The 20435-nt window shown below is 67.2% G+C and carries 17 protein-coding genes; 7 read left to right on the plus strand and 10 right to left on the minus strand.

Annotation, left to right across the window (positions count from 1 at the left end; translation table 11 throughout):
• Positions 1-49: 49 nt before the first annotated feature.
• Together AC3WS4_RS15030 and AC3WS4_RS15035 are read left to right on the plus strand one after the other, a co-directional pair.
• On the plus strand, positions 50-1309 hold the full coding sequence (locus AC3WS4_RS15030) for a dicarboxylate/amino acid:cation symporter (protein WP_492742861.1): 1260 nt from the start codon (positions 50-52) through the stop codon (positions 1307-1309).
• Positions 1306-2301 carry an aldo/keto reductase gene (locus AC3WS4_RS15035; RefSeq protein WP_492739465.1) on the plus strand — a complete coding sequence of 332 codons (996 nt, stop codon included), beginning with the start codon at positions 1306-1308 and terminating at the stop codon, positions 2299-2301. The genes AC3WS4_RS15030 and AC3WS4_RS15035 overlap by 4 nt, the downstream gene beginning before the upstream one ends.
• Here the strand turns inward: AC3WS4_RS15035 and AC3WS4_RS15040 are convergent.
• From AC3WS4_RS15040 to AC3WS4_RS15065, 6 genes are all read right to left on the minus strand, one after another.
• Positions 2298-5348, minus strand: coding sequence for a hypothetical protein (locus AC3WS4_RS15040; RefSeq protein WP_492739464.1), 3051 nt, complete (start codon positions 5346-5348; stop codon positions 2298-2300). The genes AC3WS4_RS15035 and AC3WS4_RS15040 overlap by 4 nt on opposite strands.
• A 25-nt stretch (positions 5349-5373) precedes the next feature.
• Positions 5374-5883 carry a DUF1003 domain-containing protein gene (locus AC3WS4_RS15045; protein WP_056350854.1) on the minus strand — a complete coding sequence of 170 codons (510 nt, stop codon included), beginning with the start codon at positions 5881-5883 and terminating at the stop codon, positions 5374-5376.
• 4 nt (positions 5884-5887) lie between these two features.
• Positions 5888-6589 carry an NnrU family protein gene (locus tag AC3WS4_RS15050; RefSeq protein WP_492739463.1) on the minus strand — a complete coding sequence of 234 codons (702 nt, stop codon included), beginning with the start codon at positions 6587-6589 and terminating at the stop codon, positions 5888-5890.
• Between the two features lie 54 nt (positions 6590-6643).
• Positions 6644-7927, minus strand: a complete 1284-nt coding sequence (locus AC3WS4_RS15055; protein WP_492739462.1) for an amidohydrolase family protein — start codon at positions 7925-7927, stop codon at positions 6644-6646.
• A gap of 116 nt (positions 7928-8043) precedes the next feature.
• On the minus strand, positions 8044-9450 hold the full coding sequence (locus AC3WS4_RS15060; RefSeq protein WP_492739461.1) for an amidohydrolase: 1407 nt from the start codon (positions 9448-9450) through the stop codon (positions 8044-8046).
• Positions 9451-9453: 3 nt separating this feature from the next.
• Positions 9454-11037, minus strand: coding sequence for a peptide MFS transporter (locus AC3WS4_RS15065; RefSeq protein ID WP_187139721.1), 1584 nt, complete (start codon positions 11035-11037; stop codon positions 9454-9456).
• 183 nt (positions 11038-11220) lie between these two features.
• Between AC3WS4_RS15065 and AC3WS4_RS15070 the strand changes: the two genes are divergently transcribed.
• Both AC3WS4_RS15070 and AC3WS4_RS15075 read left to right on the plus strand, forming a co-directional pair.
• Positions 11221-11802: a nitroreductase family protein gene (locus AC3WS4_RS15070; protein ID WP_492739774.1), complete on the plus strand. Its 582-nt coding sequence runs from the start codon at positions 11221-11223 to the stop codon at positions 11800-11802.
• A 70-nt stretch (positions 11803-11872) separates the two neighbouring features.
• On the plus strand, positions 11873-12220 hold the full coding sequence (locus AC3WS4_RS15075) for a GntR family transcriptional regulator (RefSeq protein WP_056350846.1): 348 nt from the start codon (positions 11873-11875) through the stop codon (positions 12218-12220).
• A gap of 148 nt (positions 12221-12368) precedes the next feature.
• On the opposite strand, the gene AC3WS4_RS15080 is transcribed toward AC3WS4_RS15075, so the two are convergent.
• The 4 genes from AC3WS4_RS15080 to AC3WS4_RS15095 are packed head-to-tail and all read right to left on the minus strand — an operon-like array spanning position 12369 to position 19131.
• Positions 12369-14207 carry a tetratricopeptide repeat protein gene (locus AC3WS4_RS15080; protein WP_492739460.1) on the minus strand — a complete coding sequence of 613 codons (1839 nt, stop codon included), beginning with the start codon at positions 14205-14207 and terminating at the stop codon, positions 12369-12371.
• Between the two features lies 1 nt (position 14208).
• Complete coding sequence (gene prsR, locus AC3WS4_RS15085) at positions 14209-15606, minus strand: PEP-CTERM-box response regulator transcription factor (RefSeq protein ID WP_187139720.1); 1398 nt, start codon at positions 15604-15606, stop codon at positions 14209-14211.
• Positions 15603-17741: an XrtA/PEP-CTERM system histidine kinase PrsK gene (prsK, locus tag AC3WS4_RS15090; RefSeq protein ID WP_492739459.1), complete on the minus strand. Its 2139-nt coding sequence runs from the start codon at positions 17739-17741 to the stop codon at positions 15603-15605. Before prsK ends, prsR begins: the two co-directional genes overlap by 4 nt.
• 1 nt (position 17742) lies before the next feature.
• The gene (locus AC3WS4_RS15095) at positions 17743-19131 is read right to left on the minus strand and encodes a TIGR03013 family XrtA/PEP-CTERM system glycosyltransferase (protein WP_492739458.1); all 1389 of its coding nucleotides are present in this window, start codon (positions 19129-19131) and stop codon (positions 17743-17745) included.
• 213 nt (positions 19132-19344) lie between these two features.
• Between AC3WS4_RS15095 and AC3WS4_RS15100 the strand changes: the two genes are divergently transcribed.
• From AC3WS4_RS15100 to AC3WS4_RS15110, 3 genes are read left to right on the plus strand one after another with little or no spacing between them, the layout of a single operon-like run.
• Positions 19345-19563, plus strand: coding sequence for a hypothetical protein (locus AC3WS4_RS15100; protein ID WP_492739457.1), 219 nt, complete (start codon positions 19345-19347; stop codon positions 19561-19563).
• On the plus strand, positions 19560-19889 hold the full coding sequence (locus tag AC3WS4_RS15105; protein WP_492739456.1) for a hypothetical protein: 330 nt from the start codon (positions 19560-19562) through the stop codon (positions 19887-19889). The genes AC3WS4_RS15100 and AC3WS4_RS15105 overlap by 4 nt, the downstream gene beginning before the upstream one ends.
• A 30-nt stretch (positions 19890-19919) precedes the next feature.
• Positions 19920-20159, plus strand: coding sequence for a hypothetical protein (locus tag AC3WS4_RS15110; protein ID WP_492739455.1), 240 nt, complete (start codon positions 19920-19922; stop codon positions 20157-20159).
• Positions 20160-20435: the final 276 nt, after the last annotated feature.

Consider the following 20435-nt stretch of genomic DNA (forward strand, 5'->3'; position numbering starts at 1 on the left):
AGGTTACGCCGTTTTGCTTGGCAAGCTGGCCAGCGTTCCTTTGGGGGATTTGAACTTGAAATCGGCATGGATCATCCTTGGGGCGCTCGTCGCCGGCATGCTGCTCGGGATCGCGGTCGAGGGCGTTTCGCTCGCCGCCGCGACCGCCTCGCTACCCTTTATCGAACCGATCGGCCTGCTGTGGCTCAACGCGCTCAAGATGACGATCGTGCCGCTGGTGGTCGCGCTGCTCATCACCGGGATCACCGCGACCGCCGACGCCGCGCGCGCGGGCCGGCTCGCGGCGCGCTCGGTGATGATCTTTCTTGCCGCGATCTTCCTGTCGGGGACGATGTCGCTGTTGATGACGCCGCTGCTGTTGCGGCTCTTCCCGCTCTCGGCCGGGGCCGCCGAAGCGCTGCGTCACGGGCTTGGCGGCACGGCAACCGCCGGACCGTCGCCGACCTTCGCCGATTTCCTGCTCTCGCTGATCCCGACCAACCCGATCGCCGCGGCGGCCGAAACCGCGATCCTGCCGCTCATCGTCTTCACGACGATCTTCGCCTTCGCGATCACCAAGCTCGAACCCGTGCAGCGCGCGACGCTGTCGGGGCTGTTCAAGGCGCTGGGCGATGCGATGCTGATCGTCATCGGCTGGGTGCTCGCGCTGGCGCCGATCGGCGTCTTCGCCCTGGGCTATGCGCTCGCCGTCAAGGCCGGGGTCGCGGCGTTCGGCGGGCTCATCCATTATGTGCTGATCCTGATGGGAATCGGCGTCTGCTGCCTGATCCTCGGGCTCTTGCTCGCCTGGCTCGTCGTCGGCATTTCGCTGCCGCGCTTCGTCCGCGCGATGGTCCCGACCCTCGCGGTCGCAATCAGCACCCAAAGCTCGCTCGCCAGCCTGCCCGCGATGCTCAAATCCTCCGAAGAACTCGGCGTCGATCCCAAGAAGGCCGATGTCGTCCTGCCGCTCGCGGTCGCACTGTTCCGCTTCACCAGCCCGGCGATGAACCTCGCGGTCGTCGTGTATGTCGCCTGGCTGTTCGGCATTCAGCTCACGCCGTGGGAGATGGCGGTCGGGCTGGGGGTCGCGATGGCGGCGGCGCTGAGTTCGGTCAGCCTGCCCGGGTCGATCAGCTTCGTCACCTCGATCGCCCCGATCGCGGTGTCGATGGGGGTGCCCGTCGCGCCGCTGGGGCTGCTCGTCGCGGTCGAGACCTTCCCCGACATCTTCCGGACGCTCGGCAATGTTATCGGCGACGTCGCCGCGACGAAATATGCGGCAGACGGCATCGACGACGACACGAAATCAGCAGGAGAGACGCCATGAAATATCGCAAGCTCGGCCACGGCCTCGAAGTGTCCGCCATCGGCATCGGCTGCATGCCGATGATCAAGGGCGGCAATATCCTCTATGGCGAGGCCGCCGACCTCGACGAATCGACCGCGACGATCCACCGCGCGATCGACCTCGGCGTCACCTTCTTCGACACCGCGCAAATCTATGGCCCGTTTTCGAACGAGGAACTGCTGGGCGCGGCGATCAAGGGCAAGCGCGAGGGCCTCGTCATCGCGACCAAGTTCGGCTTCAAATTCGATGGCAACCAGATCGTCGGGGTCGACGGCTCGCCCGCCAACGCCCGCGCCGCCTGCGAAGGCTCGCTCCAGCGGCTCGGCATCGACACGATCGACCTTTTCTATCAGCACCGCATCGATCCCGCGATCCCGATCGAGGAGGTGGTCGGCGGCATGATGGACCTGGTCAACGAAGGCAAGGTCCGCCACATCGCCCTGTCCGAGGCCGGCCCCGAGACGATCCGCCGCGCCGCCAATTCCGCGCCGATCACCGCGCTGCAGAGCGAATATTCGATCTGGGAACGCGACGTCGAGGCGGAAATCCTGACCGCGTGCCGCGAAAATGGCATCGGCTTCGTCCCTTATTCGCCGCTCGGTCGCGGTTTCCTCGCGGGCGCGGTGCGCAGCCGCGACGAGTTGCCCGAGAAGGACTGGCGCCGTAACGACCCGCGCTACAGCGAGGAAAACTTCCCCGCCAACCTCGCGATCGTCGACGCGATCGGCGCGGTCGCCGACAAGCATGGCGCCTCGAAAGCCCAGGTCGCGCTCGCCTGGCTGCTCGCGCAGGGCGACGACATCGTCCCGATCCCCGGCACCAAGCGCCGCGTCACGATGGAGGACAGCGTCGCCGCCGCCGAGCTGACGCTCACCCCCGACGACCTCGCCGCGATCGCAGCGGCGGCGCCGATGGGCGGCACCAGCGGCCCGCGCTACGGCGAACAGGGCATGCGGATGGTGCGGCTCTAGGAAAGGTCGGCATCGACCTCGCGCTGGTCCTGCACCAGCGCGAGGAGGTCGGCGAACATCTTGGCGAGGCCGGTGTCGGCATAAGCGTCGGCGCACGCCGCGCCTGCCTCGGCGATCCCGTCGGCGCCATCGGGCATCCGGCGCTTGACGAAGGCCATCGCCGCCATGAAGCCTTCGAGCATCACCTGCTCGGCGGCTTCGGCGTCGAGCGGCGGGTCGAGATGCGGGGCGAGTCCCAGCATCGTCAACGCCGACTGAAACAGCGGCGTTAGCAACTCGTGGGAAATCTCCCGGTCATAGATCGGCGCGACCGCGGCCACCGCGGCGCGAAACGCCGCGAAGGCACCCGCAATATCGCGCCGTTCGAGCAGCATGTGTCCCATCGTCGCCAGTTGCGGGGCGTTTCGCGCATGATCCATCGCGACATTGCGGATCGCCGCCGCGACATCGGCGCGCGCGGCATCGTTGAGCAGGCGCGCCTCGGCCTGCTTCAGCAAATCGAGTGCCTCGGCCAGTTCGTCCGCCGACGATTCCTGGCGCTGTCGCATCACGCGCGCGCGGACGGTCAGCGCCGTCGCCAGATCCCTCAGCCATGCCACGCGCGGTGCCTCGGCAACCAGCGCGCGCATGATCGCGACGCTCTCGTCGCTTGCCGCCAGCGCCGCATCGGCATCGCTCGTCCGCGTTCGCTCGGCGCGGCTGTTCAGCGCCGCCGACAGGTCGCGCCGCGCGTCGCCATCGCCCTGCTCGACCAGCTTGCGCGCGATGGCCTCGGCTTCGGCCAAGCTCGCCTCGATCGTCGGCCGACGCGCCGCCTGCGCGCGCATCCGGGCGCGAACATCCCCCGCCGACTGCATCGACCGGCGATTGCGCGCCATCAACAAATGCCCGCGCAGCGACAAGGTCGCACCGCGCCGGTAATCGGCCTCATCGTCGGTCAGCACCGCCTGGTCCCGCGCCCAGCCGATGATGTCGAGCAACAGGTCGATCCGTTCGTCGGCCTTGGCATAGGATCCGGTCATGTCGTCGTCGCCCGCCGTCAAGGTCAGCACGTCCTGAATCCCGTCGAGGATCGCCCGCGACGGCTCGGTCGACAGCGCATCGCGGTACAGGGCGATGGCTTCCTCGAAACAGGCGGTCGCTTCGTCGAACTCGCCCGCACCACCGTGGATCACGCCGCGGCCCTTCAACCAGATCGCCAGCTCGTACCGCTCGCGCGCTGAGGTTCCGCCCGCCTTGCGCAGCGCGGATATGCGCAGGTCGGCCAGCCGCGCGATCGCCTCTTTCCGGTCGAACAACCGGGCATTCGTCACCGCCGTCACCAGCGGTTCGTGCGGCATCGCCGCGATCGTCGTCGCCTGCTCGGCATCATCGCCCGCTGCGATCGCGGCGAAAAACCGATCGAGCAGCGCGCGGATCGCCTCGGGCTCATCGCTCGCCTCCATGCGTGTGGCGGCCGCGGTCGCGACCAGGCGGCGCGCGGCGGCATCGCCGGCATCCTCCACAAGCCGGAGCGCCACCGACGCCGCCGCGTCGCGCGTCGCGGCATCCGCGCCCGGATCGTCGAGCATCGTCTGGATCGCCGGGATCAGCGCCGCCTTCACCGCCGCCTCGTCGTGCAGCCCCTTGATGTTGCGCCGCAACTGCGCCGCCGCCTGGAGGAACAGGCGCTCGGTAAAGCTGCCGACCGCGCCGCCGCTCTCGAATGCCATGACGCTGAACGGGTCCTGCCCGCGCAGCAGCGGCTCGCCGAGGTCGTGGCCTAGCAGTGACCGCCCCGCCGCCTCGACCACCTCGCGAACCACCTGCATGCCCTGCACGCTCGCCAGCGCCAGCGCCTCGCGAACCTCGGGCGCCACCTGCGCCGACGTCAGCCGCGCCAGCACGACCTCATGCACGCGCTGCGAGCGCGACAGCGCTTCGGCCAGCCCCTCGGCGGTGAGCGCGCGCGCCGGATCGAAATCGTCGAACAGCCGCGGCTCGCCGCGCAGATAGGCGATGATCTGTTCCAGAAAGCGCGGATTGCCGTCGACCGCGTCCAGCAGTGCGCTGCGCTGGTCGGCGGGCAGGCCCGGCAAGGCGGTCCGCAGCGCGGGATCGAGATCGTTCAGCTTTGCCAGCCGGATCTCGTGATAATTTTCGCTGTTGAGATAACCGCCGCATATCCCCGAGATCGGCCCCGGCTCGTCGCTGCCGCCATGGCGCGCATGATGGACCAGCGTCGCGACCGACCGGCCGCCGCGATCGCCTTCGAGCGTCCATTCGGTCTGCCAGTGCGTCATCACGATCATCACCGGCCAGCGCTGCGTCATCGCGGCATGGGTCAGCCGCTCGACGAAGCGCAGCAGGCCCGGATCGGCGGCGGCGAATTGCGCATCATCGATCAGGATCATCGCCGGCACCCGCGCATAGCCCAGCCGCGCGGCGGGGTTCAGCACCTGTTCGAGGTCAGCGAGCAGCGCATCGACGCGGTTCTTCACCAGCGTGTCCCCCGCCAAGGCCTGCGCCGCGCCCTTGCCGATCTCGCCCTGCAGCAGCTTGACCGAATCGAGGAAGGCACCGCCGACCGACAATATCGTGTCGACCTGCAGCGCGCCAGCCAGCGCATCGACGCCGGCCCCCGCCCAGATTTTTGCCAGCGAAACGCCGGTGCCCGCCATGCGGGCGCGCATCGACATCGCGACGAGGTGCGGCGCGAGGAAGCGATCGTGGAGCGCGACGCTGTCGCCGCCCTCGGCCTGCGCCGCGATGCCCCACCACAGGAACGGTATCGGCCGGTCGAAGCGGCATTGGTCGGGCGGAAAATTCAGATGCAGGAGATCGGACACAAGGCCCGCGGGATCGGGCCAATAGCCCGGCTGATCGGTGAGCCCCGCAATTTGCCGGCGCAGGAATTCGAGCACAAGCCGCGTCTTGCCCACCCCCGGCTCGGCCGCGAGCAGGACAAGCTGCGGTTGCGGGTCATCAGCATTCGACGCCAGTCGCCAACATTCGCCGAGGGTAGCCAGCTCGACCTCGCGGCCGCAAAAAGACAGGTCGGTGGTCATCGTCGCAGCGCCCCATTCCGCTTGGTCAGGGCTGTACTTTCAACGCCTTCACCGCCTCCGTCAACTGGTCGACCTTCTCGTGCAGCCGCATGATCTCCAGCTCGGCGCGCAGGTTGATTTCATAGTCAAGCCCGGCCGCGATGCGATCCTTCGCCGCCGCCCGGTTCTGGCTCATCATGATGATCGGCGCCTGCACCGCCGCCAGCGTCGACAGCATCAGGTTGAGGAAAATGAACGGATAGGGGTCGAACGCCATTCCCCAGCGCGCCAGCACGTCCGAATTGAGCAGCATCCAGCCGAGCAGCACGGCGGTGAACAGGATGATGAAACTCCACGACCCGCCGACCGCCGCGACCTTGTCGGATAGCCGCGCGCCGAACGTGGCCTCGGCATCGTCGAGGTCGGCGGCATCGCGGCTGATCAGTTGGCGGTTGGCGATCGCCGCGATCACCCGGCATTCGTCGGGGTCGAGGTCCGCATAGGGCCGCCCGAGCAATCGCAGCGAGAGGTCCGAAAGATGCGCCTCGCCGTTCATCCGATCATCCCACCCAGCGCCAGATGCCGGCGACCATGTAACCGAGCGCGCCATGCGCCCAGGTCGCGACGATCCACAGGACGATGCCGCCGAACAGCGCGTGCGGCCGCGGGATCGTGTCGATCCACGACCCGCGCCCGCCAAGCTGCCTCGCAAACGGCACGAAGCTCGTCCGCGCCGCCCAGTGGCGCCAGGCATCGCCCATCAGCCGCGCCTTCTTGACGTCCTGCCCCGCCGACCCGGCAAGCGCGAGAAAGGCGATGATCGCCGACAGGACGATCTGCCCCGGCGTCGGCATCACCAGCGCATGCGCCAGCGCCCACAAGGTGAAGCCCCACATCATCGGGTGGCGCGTGATCGCGAACACCCCACGCGGTGCGCCCTGCGCCGCCGCGGCGGCGTTCGGCGCCGGCAGTGCCGGATTGCCGATCAGCGAGCCCATGAACAATATGCTCGCGAACAGCACCAGCAGCGACGCGAGCATCCACAGGCCGTCGCCGACCGCCCACAGCGGCGGCTCGGGCGGCATGCCGCGCCACGCCTGCACCAGCAGGACGAAAGTCGCGATCGCGACGACCGAATAGACGATCAGGAACGCCCGTTCGCCCATCCGTCCCGCCAGCGGCGCGCGCAGCGGGTGCGACAGGGCAAAATGGGTGCCGACGAACAGCGCGCCGGTGGTGATCAACAGCGTCATCGGTTGCATGGAGTTCTCCTCTCCGTTTCCCCGGTCCGCCGCTTGGTCATCAGGCGCGGGCGATTACCTGTCGTAAGCCTTCGGCAGATTGCCTTCCTGCGGCGTCAGGTAACGGTCGCGCAGGCGATCCTGCCTGGTCACCAGCGACTGCGCCTTGCCATCGATCCACACGGCGGTCGGGCGGCTGCCCAGTTCGAGCGGATCATTGTCCCAGATCACGACGTCGCCGACGCGGCCCGCACGGAGCGAGCCGATGCTGGCGTCCATGCCGACCGCGCGCGCCGGGACGCTGCTGATCGAGGCAAAGGCCTGGTCCCAGCTCATCCCGCTCGCGCCCGGCAGCTTCGCCAGCCCGACGAGGTTGCCCGCATATTGCGTCGCATAGCCCATTTTGTGCGCGTCGTCGTCGTCGAACACCCCGACCGACACCGGCACCCCGGCGGCGGCGAGCCGTCCGGCATTCGACTGGGTCGCGCCGAGCTGTTCGAAACTGCCCGGCAGGTCGGTGAGCGGCGACACCAGCACCGGCACCCGCGCCGCGGCGATGTCGCCCGCGACCAGCCAGCCCTCGGTCGCGCCGACCAGCACCAGCTTCAATGCCGGAAACTCGGTCTTCAGCTTGAGCACGTTGAGGATGTCGGTCGCCCGGTCGACGCGCACGAACAGCGGCGTCGTGCCGTCGATCACGCGCACCAGCGCATCGGCGTCGGCGCGCTGGATCAGCGCATCGCTGCCCCATTCGGCCAAGGTCGCGGGATTGCGCGCATAGCTGCGCGCCGCGAGCAATTGTTCGCGGAACAGCAGGAACAGCGCGGCGCGGCTGCCGCCGGCCTTTGCCGAGCCATCCTCGCCGAACGCGACATATTGCAGCGCGCGGGGCTTGGTCACCATGTCATTGTCGTCGGCGAGGTCGACCACCGCGCCCTGCCCGGCGAACAAATTGCCGCTCGATCCCGGCGCGACGATCGCGCGGGTGACGCCATTGGCGCGGTTGACCGCGATCGGCGACCCCATCGGATTGAGCGCCGGGGCGATGTCGAGCCCCGCCGAGAACCGCGACTTGTTCGCCGACCGGTCGTTGGTGCCGCTGACGGCATCGACCTCGGTCAGCCCGACGCGGCTGAACGCCGCGACGATGCCGGGGGTGACCCAGCGACCGCCCGCATCGACGCGTTCGATACCCGCGGGCACGGCGACGCCGGCGCCCGCCGCGACAACCTTGCCGCCGCGCACGACGACGGTGCCGCCCTCGATCGGGGCGCTGCCGTCGCCGATGACGAGCTTGGCATTGGTGATCGCGACATCCTGCGCCTGCGCCGGTGTGGCAAGCGCCAACGCGGCGATCAAGGTGCCCCCCAACCCCGTTCGTGTCGAGCGAAGTCGAGACACGCTTGCGCCGGCTTTCGCGTCCCTCGACTGCGCTCGGGACAAACGGAAGTGGGCGATGGTGTTCCGGAGACCGCTCATTTCACATCCCCTTCGCCCGGCTGGCCGAGCTCGAAATCGCTCACCGGCCGCAATTTGGGGTTCATCGCGTCATACATCATCGCGCCGTCGATCCACACTTTCTCAGGCCGGGTATAGGCGCTGAACGGATTGCCGTTCCACAGCACGACGTCGGCCATCTTGCCGGGCTTCAAACTGCCCGTCTTGTCGCCGATGCCCAGCGCCTTGGCGGGATTGTACGACAGCCAGGTCCAGGCCTGTTCGTCGCTGATCTGCATGCCCATGCGGCGGCCCGAGGCGAGCGCCTTCGCCGCTTCCTGGTTCAGCCGCTGGATCTGGTTGGCATCGTCCGAATGGACGATCGTGCAAGCACCCGCTTTGTACACGAGCGGAATATTCTCGGGCACGCTGTCATAGGCTTCCATCTTGAAGCCCCACCAGTCGGCCCACATCGCCGAGCAGATGCCCTCTTTCGCGAGGATATCGGCGATCTTGTAGCTTTCAACCGCGTGGTGGAAGGTCGACACCTTATAGCCGAATTCCTTCGACATATCGATCACCAGCGCCATTTCGTCGGCGCGGTAGCAATGGTTGTGGACGAGGATCTCGCCCGACAGCACGCCGGCGAGCGTTTCCATCGCGAGATCGCGGTCGACGACCTTCCCCTCGTCCATCTTCTTCTTATAGGCGGCCGCCTTCTGCCAGGTCGCGCGATTGACCGCGAAATTGCCCATGCGGGTCGAGGGCATCCGCCCCTTGCCGCCATAGACGCGCTTCGGATTCTCGCCGCACGCCATTTTCAGGCCATAGGGCGCGCCGGGGAATTTCATCCCCTGCACGGTGCGCGACGGCACATTCTTGAGCGTGATCGAGCGCCCGCCCATCAGGTTCGCGCTGCCCGGCAGGATCTGGAGCGACGTCACGCCGCCGTTCGCCAGCGCGCGGCTGAACCCCGGGTCCTGCGGCCAGACGCTATGTTCGGACCAGACTTCGGGGGTGGTCGGCGAGGTCGCCTCGTTACCGTCCGAATGCGCCTCGACGCTCGGGCTCGGATAGTCGCCGAGGTGGCTGTGGATGTCGATGACCCCGGGGGTGACGAACTTGCCGGTGCCGTCGACGACATCGGCGTCGGTGGGCAATTCCATATCGGGACCGCCTACCGACAAGACCTTGCCGCTCGACATCACGATCGACCCATTGTCGATCCGTCCGCCCTCGCCGTCGAAGATGGTGACGTTCCGCACGACGGTCAGCCGCGTCGGATATCCCTTGTAGGTCGACGGATAGGGATCCTTGTTGAACTTCACCGGCTTTTCGGCGGCGGGCTTGCTGCTCGCCGTCTCCACCTCGCCGCTATTCGCGGTGCAACCCGCGAACGCCAGCGACACCGCGGCCAAAAGGCCGGCTTTCACGCCCCGGATCATCGATTATGCCCCCTTGGGTTCGGGATGGACGCCCGCAGCCTGCGGCTCGGCCAACTCGTTCTGGCCAGCCAGATCGTCGGCATCGCGCAGCGTGTCGAGGTGCATCAGCTTCTTGATCAGCGGCGACACGACGATCACCAGGATACCGAAGCCGACCGCCCACAGGCCGATCGTACCATAGACGTCGAGGACGAGCGCCTTGCCCGCGCCCTCGCCGCTCGCCTTTTCCGACCCCGTCGCCGCCGCGATCAGGCCGGCGGCGAAGTTGCCGGTTGCCGATGCGAAGAACCAGGTGCCCATGATCAGGCTCGCCATATGCGCCGGCGCGAGCCGGTTCATCGCGCTGAGACCGACGGGCGACAAGCACAGTTCGCCGGTCGTGTGGAAGAGGTAGATCAGGAAGATGAAGAGCACCGGGGTGGCATTTTCCATGCCGACCGCCGCCGCGCCCCATTTCAGCGCATAGAAACCAAGTCCGAGCTGCAGCATCGCAAGGCCGAACTTGACCGGTGTCGACGGCTCCATGCCGCGGCGTCCGAGCCAGGTCCAAAGCCCCGCGAACAGCGGTGCGAGCAGGACGATATAGATGGCGTTGACCGACTGGAACACCGATGCCGGCACCCCGCCGCGGTCGACATAACGGTCGGTGAACAGGTTGAGCGACGACCCGGCCTGTTCGAACAGCGCCCAGAACAGGATCGAACCGAGAATCAGGAACATCGCGGCAAAGATACGATCGCGGTCCTCGGCGGGCAGCTTGATGACCGCGGTGCCGATGACATAGGCGACAAGGATCGCACCCGCACCGCCGAGCAGCGTACCGACGATCGCCTGATTCTGGACCAGCCACCAGCAGACGACGACGGCGACGAGGCCGACGAGATAGAGCAGCCATTCGAACGGCACGCCGAACTTCTTTTCGGTGAGCAGCGCCGGATTCTCCGGCTCGCCGCGGCCGAGCAGCAGCGGCTTGAACACCACGAAGACAATCAGGCCAAGCAGCATGCCGAAGCCGGCGGCGCCAAAGCCATAGGCCCAGCCATAGACTTCGCCGAGATAGCCGCAGAGCAGCGAACCGAGCGCCGCGCCGAGGTTAATACCCATGTAGAAGATCGTGTAGGCGCCGTCGCGGCGCACGTCGGTACGCGGATAGAGCTGGCCGACGATCACCGAGATATTGGCTTTCAGGAAGCCCGAGCCGACGATGATGAAGGCGAGCGCCAGCCAGAAGATGTTGAGGCTGGTCGGATCCTGTCCGCCATCGCCCTCGAATCCCATCATGAAATGCCCGAAGGTCAGCAACACGGCGCCATAAAGCACCGCCTTTCGCTGCCCCAGCCATCGGTCGGCGAGATAGCCGCCGAGCACCGGGGTGATATAGACCAGCGCGGTATACGCCCCATAGATGACACCCGATTCACTGTCCGAGAACAGCCAGTGCTTGGTCAGGTAGAAAATCAGGAGCGCGCGCATCCCGTAATAGGAAAAACGCTCCCACATTTCGGCGAAGAACAGAACAAACAGGCCCTTCGGATGGCCGAGAAACGTCCCGGCAGCATCCCCGTGCTGGGCATAGGCTTTGGTCATGGCGACCCTTCCCTGGGTATGGTGTTGGTCCCGAAAACGGGACAGATGGACGTAACACTAGCGTCAAAATTGCGTATGGGAAGAATCTAATTGCGCGTGAAACCATCGCAATCGGGCCGAAATAGTGTTGCGAACGATTCGCAACACTTGCGCAAACGCTCGGAAACCGCCACATGGCTGGCCATGTTCAACGACACCTCCTCGCTCCGCGCCCACCTCGCCACCCGCCGTTCGGGCAAGGCCCGCGACATGGTCGCGCCCGGCCCCGACGCCGCGACGCTGCACGACATCATCGCACTCGCGCTGCGTACCCCCGACCATGGCAAGCTCGCCCCCTGGCGCATCGTCACGGTCGCGGAGGACCAGCGCGAGACGCTCGCGACGCTGCTCAAGCAGGCATGGGTGAAAGAGAATCCGGGCGCGGCGGGTCTCGACCTCTCCGCGCTCGACCAGTTCGCACATCAGGCGCCAACCCTGCTCGTCCTCCTGTCGACTCCGGTCGAAGGATCGAAGATCCCGCTGTGGGAACAGCAGATGTCGGCGGGCGCGGTCGGCATGAACCTGCTCCACGCCGCCCACGCGCATGGCTTCGTCGGCAGCTGGCTCACCGGCTGGGCGGCGTACAGCCCCGACGTCGCCGCGGCGTTCGGCGCGCGCGTCGGCGACACGATCGTCGGCTATTTCTTCCTCGGCACCGCCGGCGCCAACCTCTCCGAACGCCCCCGTCCTGAATATGACGACGTCGTTCGCGAGTGGGACATTTAATTTCAAACCCTGCTACACATCGATAATATTGTGATTTGACTGTGCTGCTGTCTTATGGCATTAAGGCGGCATGCTCGATCAGTCCAAACCCGTGTACCAGCGTCTGCGCGATGTGATCGCCAACGCCATCCTCGACGGCAGCTTCGGCGACGGCGACATGCTCCCGTCGGTGCGCAGCCTCGCTGCCGAAGAGGGCGCCAACCCACTCACCGTCGCCAAGGCGTACCAAACCTTCCAGGACGAAGGCCTGGTGACCGTGAAGCGCGGGGTCGGCATGTTCGTCGCCGACGGCGCGACCGAGCGCCTGCGCACGCTGATGCGCGAAGATTTCTTGGCCAATGTGTGGCCCCCGGTCGCCGACCAGATGCGCCGCATCGGCCTCGACGCGCGGACGTTGCTGGATTTGACCGAGGCCTGAGAAAAATCCTCCCTGTGGCGAAGCCATGGGGAGGTGGCAGCGCGAAGCGCTGACGGAGGGGCTAAAACACTGCCGTCGCCGCCCCTCCACCACTTGCTTCGCAAGCGGTCCCCCTCCCCATGGCTTCGCCACAGGGAGGATTTCGAAACTACCGCCCCACCTGCTCCATCTTCTCGCGCAAATCCGCCGCGCCCTGTGCGTTTCCACCCTCAGCGAGCAGGTCAGCATAGAGCCGCATGATCTCGCCGTTCAGCGGCTGCAGCCGGTACGCCAGCGCGATCAGCCCGGTCGCGCGTGCGCGATCGCCTCTGGCCGCATAGGCCTTCGCCAGTTCGCGCAGCACCACGACGTCACGATTGCCGATCCGCTGGCGCACGCGCTCGAAATGGGTGATCGCATCGTCCCAATGTTCGATGTCCATCGCCAGAGAACCCGCCAGCCGGTCGGCGGCGATGCTCGACGGCTGGCTGTCGCGCAGCGCGAGGATCGTCGCCCCCGACCCCGCGATGTCACCCGCCCGGAACAGGGCATTCGCGAGCCGCAGCGTCGTCCGCTCGCCCGCGTCGAGGTCGCGCGCGGCGCGGAAACTCTGCACCGCCTGGCCATATTCGCCCGCCGCCAGCGCCGCGTCGCCATACAGGATATGCGCATCGGCGACGCCGCGATTGGCGTCGCGCAGCCGTGTCGCGCGCTCCAGCGCCCGCGCCGCATTGCCGGCCGCCATCTCGGCCTCCATCGCCGGGATGACCTTCGCCGGGTTGAGCGGGTCGGCATCGGCCGCGGCCGACAGCGCAAAGCCATCGGGGCGGAAAGGCGCCGCCTCGCCCGGCGCCAGCGCGGCAGCGCGCGCGAGATAATCGGCCGAATCGGCCGCCCGACCCAGTTCGGCGGCGACCCGCGCGGCGAGCAACAGCGACCAGCTGTCGGCATCGGTGCGCGACACGATCGGCGCCAGCGCCTCGGCGGCACCATCGGCATCGCCCCCGGACCATTCGGACACCGCCAGGATGCGCCGCGCGGTCAGATTGTGCGGCTGTTCCTCGATCAGCCGGTCGGCCCAGGTCGCCGCCACCGCCTCGCCGCCGAGTTCGAGCTCGACGATCGCGCTGAGCAGCATGAACGCCGGTTCCTCGTCCATTCGCCCGCGCGTGCGCTGGAGCAGGCTGCGCGCAAGTCGATAGTTGCCGGCGCGCGCCGCGACCACCGCCTGCAGATAATAGAGGCGCGGCTCGCCCGGCACGAGTGTCGCGGCGTGGCGCAGCGATACGAGCATGTCTTTGTACCGCCCCAGATCGCCGAGCGTCGCGGCGCGGTCGATCAGCGCCCCGGCATTGTCGGGATCGGCCTCCAGCGCACGGTCGTACCAGGGCAGCGACGCGGTCAGCCCCAGCTGGGTGCGCACCAGGTTCGCCTTATACGCCAGCGCCGCGCTGCTCGCCTTGTCGAGTTCGATCGCATAGTCGATCGCATCGCGCGCGCCGAGCGCATCGGCATTGGCGTCGCGAAAGCGCGCGACGTCGACCCACAGGTCCGAACTACGCGGCAAATCCTGCACCGCGCGGTCGAACGCATCGCGCGCCGAGGCAAGGTCGCCATTGCCCAGGTGGACATTGCCCGCGACCCACGCCGCCTCGCCGATCATCTCGGGCGCGATCGGCCCGGCGTCGAGGATGCGGAAGGCGCGGTCGCCCTCGCCCTGCATCGCCGCGGCTTTCGCCGCCAACGGGCGCAGCGCCGCCGCGTCGCCCCCCGCACCGAGCGCCGCCTGCACCGCGGCCTCGGCCCCGACACCGTCGCCGAGCTTGAACAGGATGCGCGCCAGCTCGACCTGCGCCGCAAGCTGCCTCGGATCGTCGGCGAGCGATTGCTGCAGTTCGACGCGCCGCTGTTCAAGATCGGCGCGCGGACTCGCCGGGCGCGGCCCGTCGCACCCTGCCAGCAACAGCGCACCGAACAGCACCCCGGTCAAGATGCGCAGGCGCCGCAATTCAGGCCGCCTGCATCCGATATTGCTTGAGCAGATCGTACAGCGTCGGGCGGCTGATCCCGAGCAGCTTCGCCGCGAGCGAGATATTGCCCTCGCTCTGCATCATCGCGCGGCGGATCGCGACCCGGTCGGCCGCCTCGCGCGCGCTGCGCAGGTTGAGCCAGGCTTCCTCGTCGCCCGGTCCATGGGCGCCATCGGCGCTTCCGGCGATATCGAGATCGCCCTTCGTCACCAGCTTGCCGTCGGCCATGATCACCGCGCGCTTGATGCGGTTTTCCAGTTCGCGGACATTGCCCGGCCAGCGTGCTTCGTCGATCGCCTGCAGCGCGTCGGGGGCAAAGCCGCGCACCCCGGGGTTCATCTCGGGCGCATATTGGTGGAGGAAATGCCGCGCCAACAGCACCGCATCGCCTGGCCGTTCGGCGAGCGCCGGAATTTTCACCACCATCTCTGCGAGCCGATAATAAAGATCGTCGCGAAAGCTTTGCGCCGCGATCATCGCGTCGAGGTCGCGGTGCGTCGCGCAGACGATCCGTGTATCGACTGCGATCGGCTTGCGCCCGCCGATCCGCTCGATCGTGCGTTCCTGCAGGAATCGCAGCAATTTGACCTGCAGCGGCAGCGGGATGTCGCCGACTTCGTCGAGGAACAAAGTGCCGCCATGCGCCAGCTCGATCTTGCCCTCGGTGGTCTTCACCGCACCGGTGAAGGCGCCCTTCTCATGCCCGAACAATTCGCTTTCGAGCAGATTCTCGGGGATCGCGGCGCAGTTGATCGCAACGAAGGCGCCGTCGCGCCGCCCGCTCGCCTCGTGCAGCCCGCGCGCCAGCAACTCCTTGCCGGTGCCGCTCGCGCCGAGCAGCATTACCGATACGCCCAGATTGGCGACGCGCTCGATCGTCCGCGCGACCTTCAGCATTTCGGGCGCCCCGGTAATCATCCCGCCGAGTACGCGGTTGTCGTTCGTCCCCTGCTCCGCCAGCCGCGCATTTTCGACCTCGAGTTCGCGAACATGGAACGCCCGCCGCACGATCAGCCCCAGCTCCTCGATATCGATCGGCTTCTGGTAGAAATCCCACGCGCCCTGAGCGATCGCGTTCAACGCGCTGGCGCGCTCGCCGTGCCCCGACACGACGATGACCTTGGTGTCGGGCTTGATCTCCAGGATCGCCTTCAGCGTCCGGAATCCCTCGCGCGTCCCGTCGGGATCGGGCGGCAGGCCCAGGTCGAGCGTGACCACATCGGGTTCTTCGGCACGCAGCAGGTCGATCGCGCTGTCATGGTCGCCCGCGATCAGCACCGCATAGCCGTCATAGGCCCATTTGAGCTGCGTCTGCAGCCCCGGGTCGTCCTCGACCACCAGCAGTTTGCGCGGTGCTTCGGCGCCGTCGTTCTTCATGATGCCACTTTCATCCAGTCGTTGCCCCGCCCCGCCGCACCGCCTTCGCCCGCGGCGGGCAACCACAGGGTGAAGCGGCTTCCCTTGCCCGGCTCGCTCGCGACATCGATCGTGCCGCCCATCGCCTGCGCAATCTGCAACGCTTCATAGGCGCCAAGCCCGAACCCCGCTTCCTTTGTCGAAACGAAGGGCTTGAACAATTCGTCGCGGATGAACTCGCGGGTCATCCCGCATCCCTGGTCGAGCACGTCGATCCGCACCCGCCCCGCCTCGCGCGCCGCGATCAGCTGCACCGATCCGTCGGCGGACGAGGCGTCGATCGCATTGGTCGCAAGATGCTCGAGGATCTGCCGCACCGATCCGCTATCGGCCCAGGCGGCGAGCCCGGCGTCGCAGCCGATCGACAGCGTCCGGCGCGGCCGCATCTGCGCCGCGACGGCGTCGAGCAGCGGTTCGATCGCCACGCGCCCGGCCTCCGCCGCGCGCCCGCGCTCGCGCGGCGACAGGCGCGCCAGCAGGTCGGACAACCGTCCCGCAGACAGCTTCAGCGTCTCGACCATATCGGCGCGAAACGCCGGATTGTCGGCATGACGCTCGGCATTGCGCGCGAGCAGCGCCAACTGGCTCGCCAGATTCTTGATGTCGTGCATGATGAAGGCGAAGCGGCGGTTGAACTCGTCGAAACGCTTCGCTTCCGACAAGGCCTGCTGGCTGTGCGATTCGGCGAGGTAGCTCGCCGCCTGCCGTCCCGCGATGCGCAGCACGTCGAGATCTTCCCAGTCGAGCGCGCGCGTCACCGGCGGACGGTGCAGCACCACCACCGCGATCATGCGCTGAAAATGGAGCACCGGCACGACGACCCACGCGCGCGTGTCGGCGACCAGCCAGTCGGGGATCGCGAGGTCGTGCCCGCCCGCGACCGTCGTCGCGCCGCGGCGCACCGCATCGAGGTCGACGATATGGCCGGTGTCCTGCAGCATGAAGGCCGAGCGCAGCGACAATATCGCATCGGCCTCGACCCCGCCTTCCCAATGCCAGCGGTCGGCGACGCGATAGCTGCCCTGCGGGTCGGGCAGCATCAGCAGCGCGCCCGGACTTCCGGTCAGTTCGGCGAGCGCCTTGGCGACGCGGCGGTACAGGTCGCCTTCCCCCTTGTCGGCGCTCTTGTCGGCGTCGTCGCCGGCACGCGCCAGCGTCGCGGTGAAGCGCATCCATTCGGCGCGATAGTCATAGCGATGCTCGAAGAAATGCTTGGAAATCATTACCGACAGCCACGCCCGCGCGCGGCCCGAGGCGAGCAGCATCCCGCCGGCGCCGAGCGCGACGACCAGCGACAGCCCCTGTGCCAGTTCGCCGTAATTGCCGCCGACCATCCGCGCCACCGCGCCAGCCAGCCCGATCAGGACCAGATACGCGGCGCCGCCGATCAGCAGCAAGGTCCGCGTCGCCGCGGTGCGCGACAGCCGCATCCGTTCGCGCCCGACATCCATCGCGGCAACGACGAAGGTCGGCAACGCGAGCAGTGCGACCGCCGGCAGCAACAGGATCAGCGTCGTCGCCGCCGACCCGGTCAGCGCGGCGATCAGCTGGATGTTGAGTTCATAGGCCCAGAGCATCGCAAAGCCCCCGGCGACCGCGAGCACCGGCATGCGCAGCCCGGCGCTGCCGTGGCGCACCCCGCTGTCGATGAGCAGCAGCCCGCCCGATGCGGCGATCATCGCGACCAGTTCAAGCCCCGGCCCCGCCCATTCGTCCGACAGCCCGCCCTGGCGCAGCCACACCGCGCTGCCGAACGACAGCGCGACGACGCAGAAGGTGACGAGCATGCGCTGAATCAGCCGCAGCGGCCGCGACATCGGCGCACGCTCGTTCCAGAAGGTCGCGCCGAGCCAGCCGAGCAGGGCGATGTTGCGCAGCGCCCGCCCGACGAGCGCCTCGGCCGATCCGGGGCCGAAGACATAGGCCGCGGCGCACCACAGCGTCATCGCCGCCGCCGCGGCGACCAGCCAGCCGAAACCCGGCATCAGCGTCGCCATGCGCGCGCGCGGCCGCATCAGAAGCCACAAGGTGACGCCGGCGAAACCCGCCAGCGCCAGGCCGCCGAGGATCGCCGAAAGACTGGTGAGCGCGCCCATTTTAGCGCGCGCCCTCGGGCCACAGCACGACGCGCACGGTCTGGAGCAGGATCAGCAGGTCGAGGAAGGGCGAATAATTTTTGGCGTAATAGAGATCATATTCGAGCTTCACCCGCGCATCCTCGACCGACGCGCCATAGGGATAGTTGATCTGCGCCCAGCCGGTCAGCCCCGGCTTCACCATGTGGCGCTCGGCATAATAGGGCAGTTCCTCGGTCAGCTCCTCGACGAAGCTCGGCCGTTCGGGGCGCGGGCCGACAAAGCTCATCTCGCCCTTCAGCACGCACCAGGTCTGCGGCAGTTCGTCGATGCGCAGCTTGCGGATGATGTTGCCGACACGGGTGATCCGCGGATCGTTCGCACTCGCCCACACCGCCTTGCCCGCGGCCTCGGCGTCGGTCCGCATCGAGCGGATCTTGACGATATTATAGGTTTCGCCGAACAGCCCGACGCGCGGCTGGCGATAGAAGATCGGCCCCTTGCTATCGATCCGCACCGCGATCCCCGCGATGACGATCAGCGGCAGGCCGATCACCAGCACCGCGAGGCTGGCGAAAATGTCGAACAGCCTTTTGCTGACCTTGCCGATCCGCTGCCCCGCCGAAAATCCGTCCGAAAAGATCAGGAAGCTCGGGTTCGTCGTCGCCAGGTCGACGCGGCCGGTCTCGCGCTCGAGAAAGCTCGCGATGTCGTTGACATGCACCCCGGTGGTCTTGACCCGCAGCAGGTCGGCAAGCGGCAGCGACCCGCGCCGTTCCTCCATCGCCAGCACCACCTCGCCCGCCCCCAGCGCGACGGCATGGTCGGCGAGGTTCGCGACATCGCCGCGCGGCACCGCGTCGGCGATCGCGGTCTCGCCATCGGCCATCGCGACATAGCCGGTGATCGTCAGCCCGCTCCCCGGTTCGTCGGCGAGCGTGCGCAGCCGCGCCGCGCGCGGCCCCGCGCCGAGGATCAGAATCCGCCGTCGGAACTGGTCGGCCCCCGCGGTCTGGGTCACCGCCAGCCGGATCAGGAACAACAGCGCGATCGCGAACGCCATCGCGTAAACGCTGTTCGCGCGCCACAGGGTCGCGTCGGGGAGCAGAAAGCCGATGAGCGACAGGAAGATCACGCCGAGCGAGATCGCGGCGAGCAGCCGTGCGGTGGCGAAACCCATCGAGCGCAGCGCCTCGGTCCCGTACATGCCGACCGCCATCATCGCGAGCGCGTTGGACACCGCGAAGGTCAGGATCGGCAGCCAACGGTCGGCAAGTTCGCCGGCGTCGAAACCGGCCTGGTGCGCATAAAGATGCCACGCCCCCTCGGCCGAGCCGAGCAGCGCGAAAAACTCGATCAGCGCCAGCCAGACGACGGCGTGCGGGACATAATGTTTGAACAGTCGGAACATGGGAAAGTGGCGCCCTTTCAGGCGCACACCTAGCTGTGAGGGGTGAAGTGTCGGTTAAGATAGAATGCACCATTCACGCGGTTTCCGCCGCTTCGGCAGGGAAAATCACCCCTAATGTGGCCAGATACTTAGCGGGATGCTGGAAAACAATTCGGGCGGCAACGGGAGTGCAATCCCGCGCCGCCCTGACCAACGACGAAGGATATTTTCGTGATGGCTACTGATTCAAATACGCGCTCGGATTCTGCCCTGCAAGCCGTGCTGCCCTGCGATCGCTCGACCTACGAAGGCGTCGGCGGCTGGCAGGATGGGCGACTCGGCCAAGTCTATGATCTGCTCGCGGCTGTGGTCGAGGATCGCGGCGAGAAAGTGTGGCGGCACCCGCTGCTCGCACAGATCGAAGCCATGGATGGCGAAGGGGTGCTGTCGTGACCGCTGACCGCAACGCCGCAGCAGAGTTCGGCTGCCGTTATCGTCCGGCATATGCGAGCGGATGCGGGGCGCTGGCTGGCGAGACGGGCTTTTGTACCAGCCACGTCGGCAAGAAATGCTGCGTCTGTGGTGATCAGGCGACGAACGAATGCAACCACACTGGACAGTTCGTTTGTGGAGCGCCGCTTTGCTCGGATTGCGAAGGCTGGGTAGACACCAGCAAGGCGAGCGGGTCGTGGGGCTTTATGAACCACGACCATCGCCTCAAGCCCGCCGTTCAACGCGCTCGCGAATGCAGGCCAATGGTCAAAGGCGATATCTCATGACGTTGCCCGCCATTCTCAAGGTTCTTCCCTATGACAGAGGATAGGAACGGCTGGCTGCCGATAGCCCGCTGCCCGTCGCAAACGACGGTGCTGGTATGCAACGACTGCCTGCTCGGATGGTGGGCAGTCGCGATACAGGACGCGCTCGGCGAATGGTATTACGAGGGCGTCGGGCTGCGGCTCAGGCTCAAATACGAGCCGACGCACTATCAGGAACTGCCGTCGATCTACCCCATCGCGATCCGTCGCGGAAAGGCGGGCCAGCAATGAATGAGCCTCGAAACGAGTATCGCATCCACCTCACCGAGGACAGGCCAGAAAACGGGCAATGGCACTGCGGACCGAACGCCGCTTGGGTGACCGTCACGCACCTACCGACGATGATCTCGGCGCGGATGTTCGACCAACAGCACCACAAGGCGAGGGAGGCCGCCATGGCCTGCTGTGAAATGATGGTCGAGCAATCTCGACTGCTCAAGTGCCAGTTCCCCGAACGCCTGACTGGCACTCCCCCGCCCACAACAATAGGATAGAGAGACCTCAACA

The organism is Sphingopyxis sp. EU05-FHT14B03, from assembly GCF_058790875.1.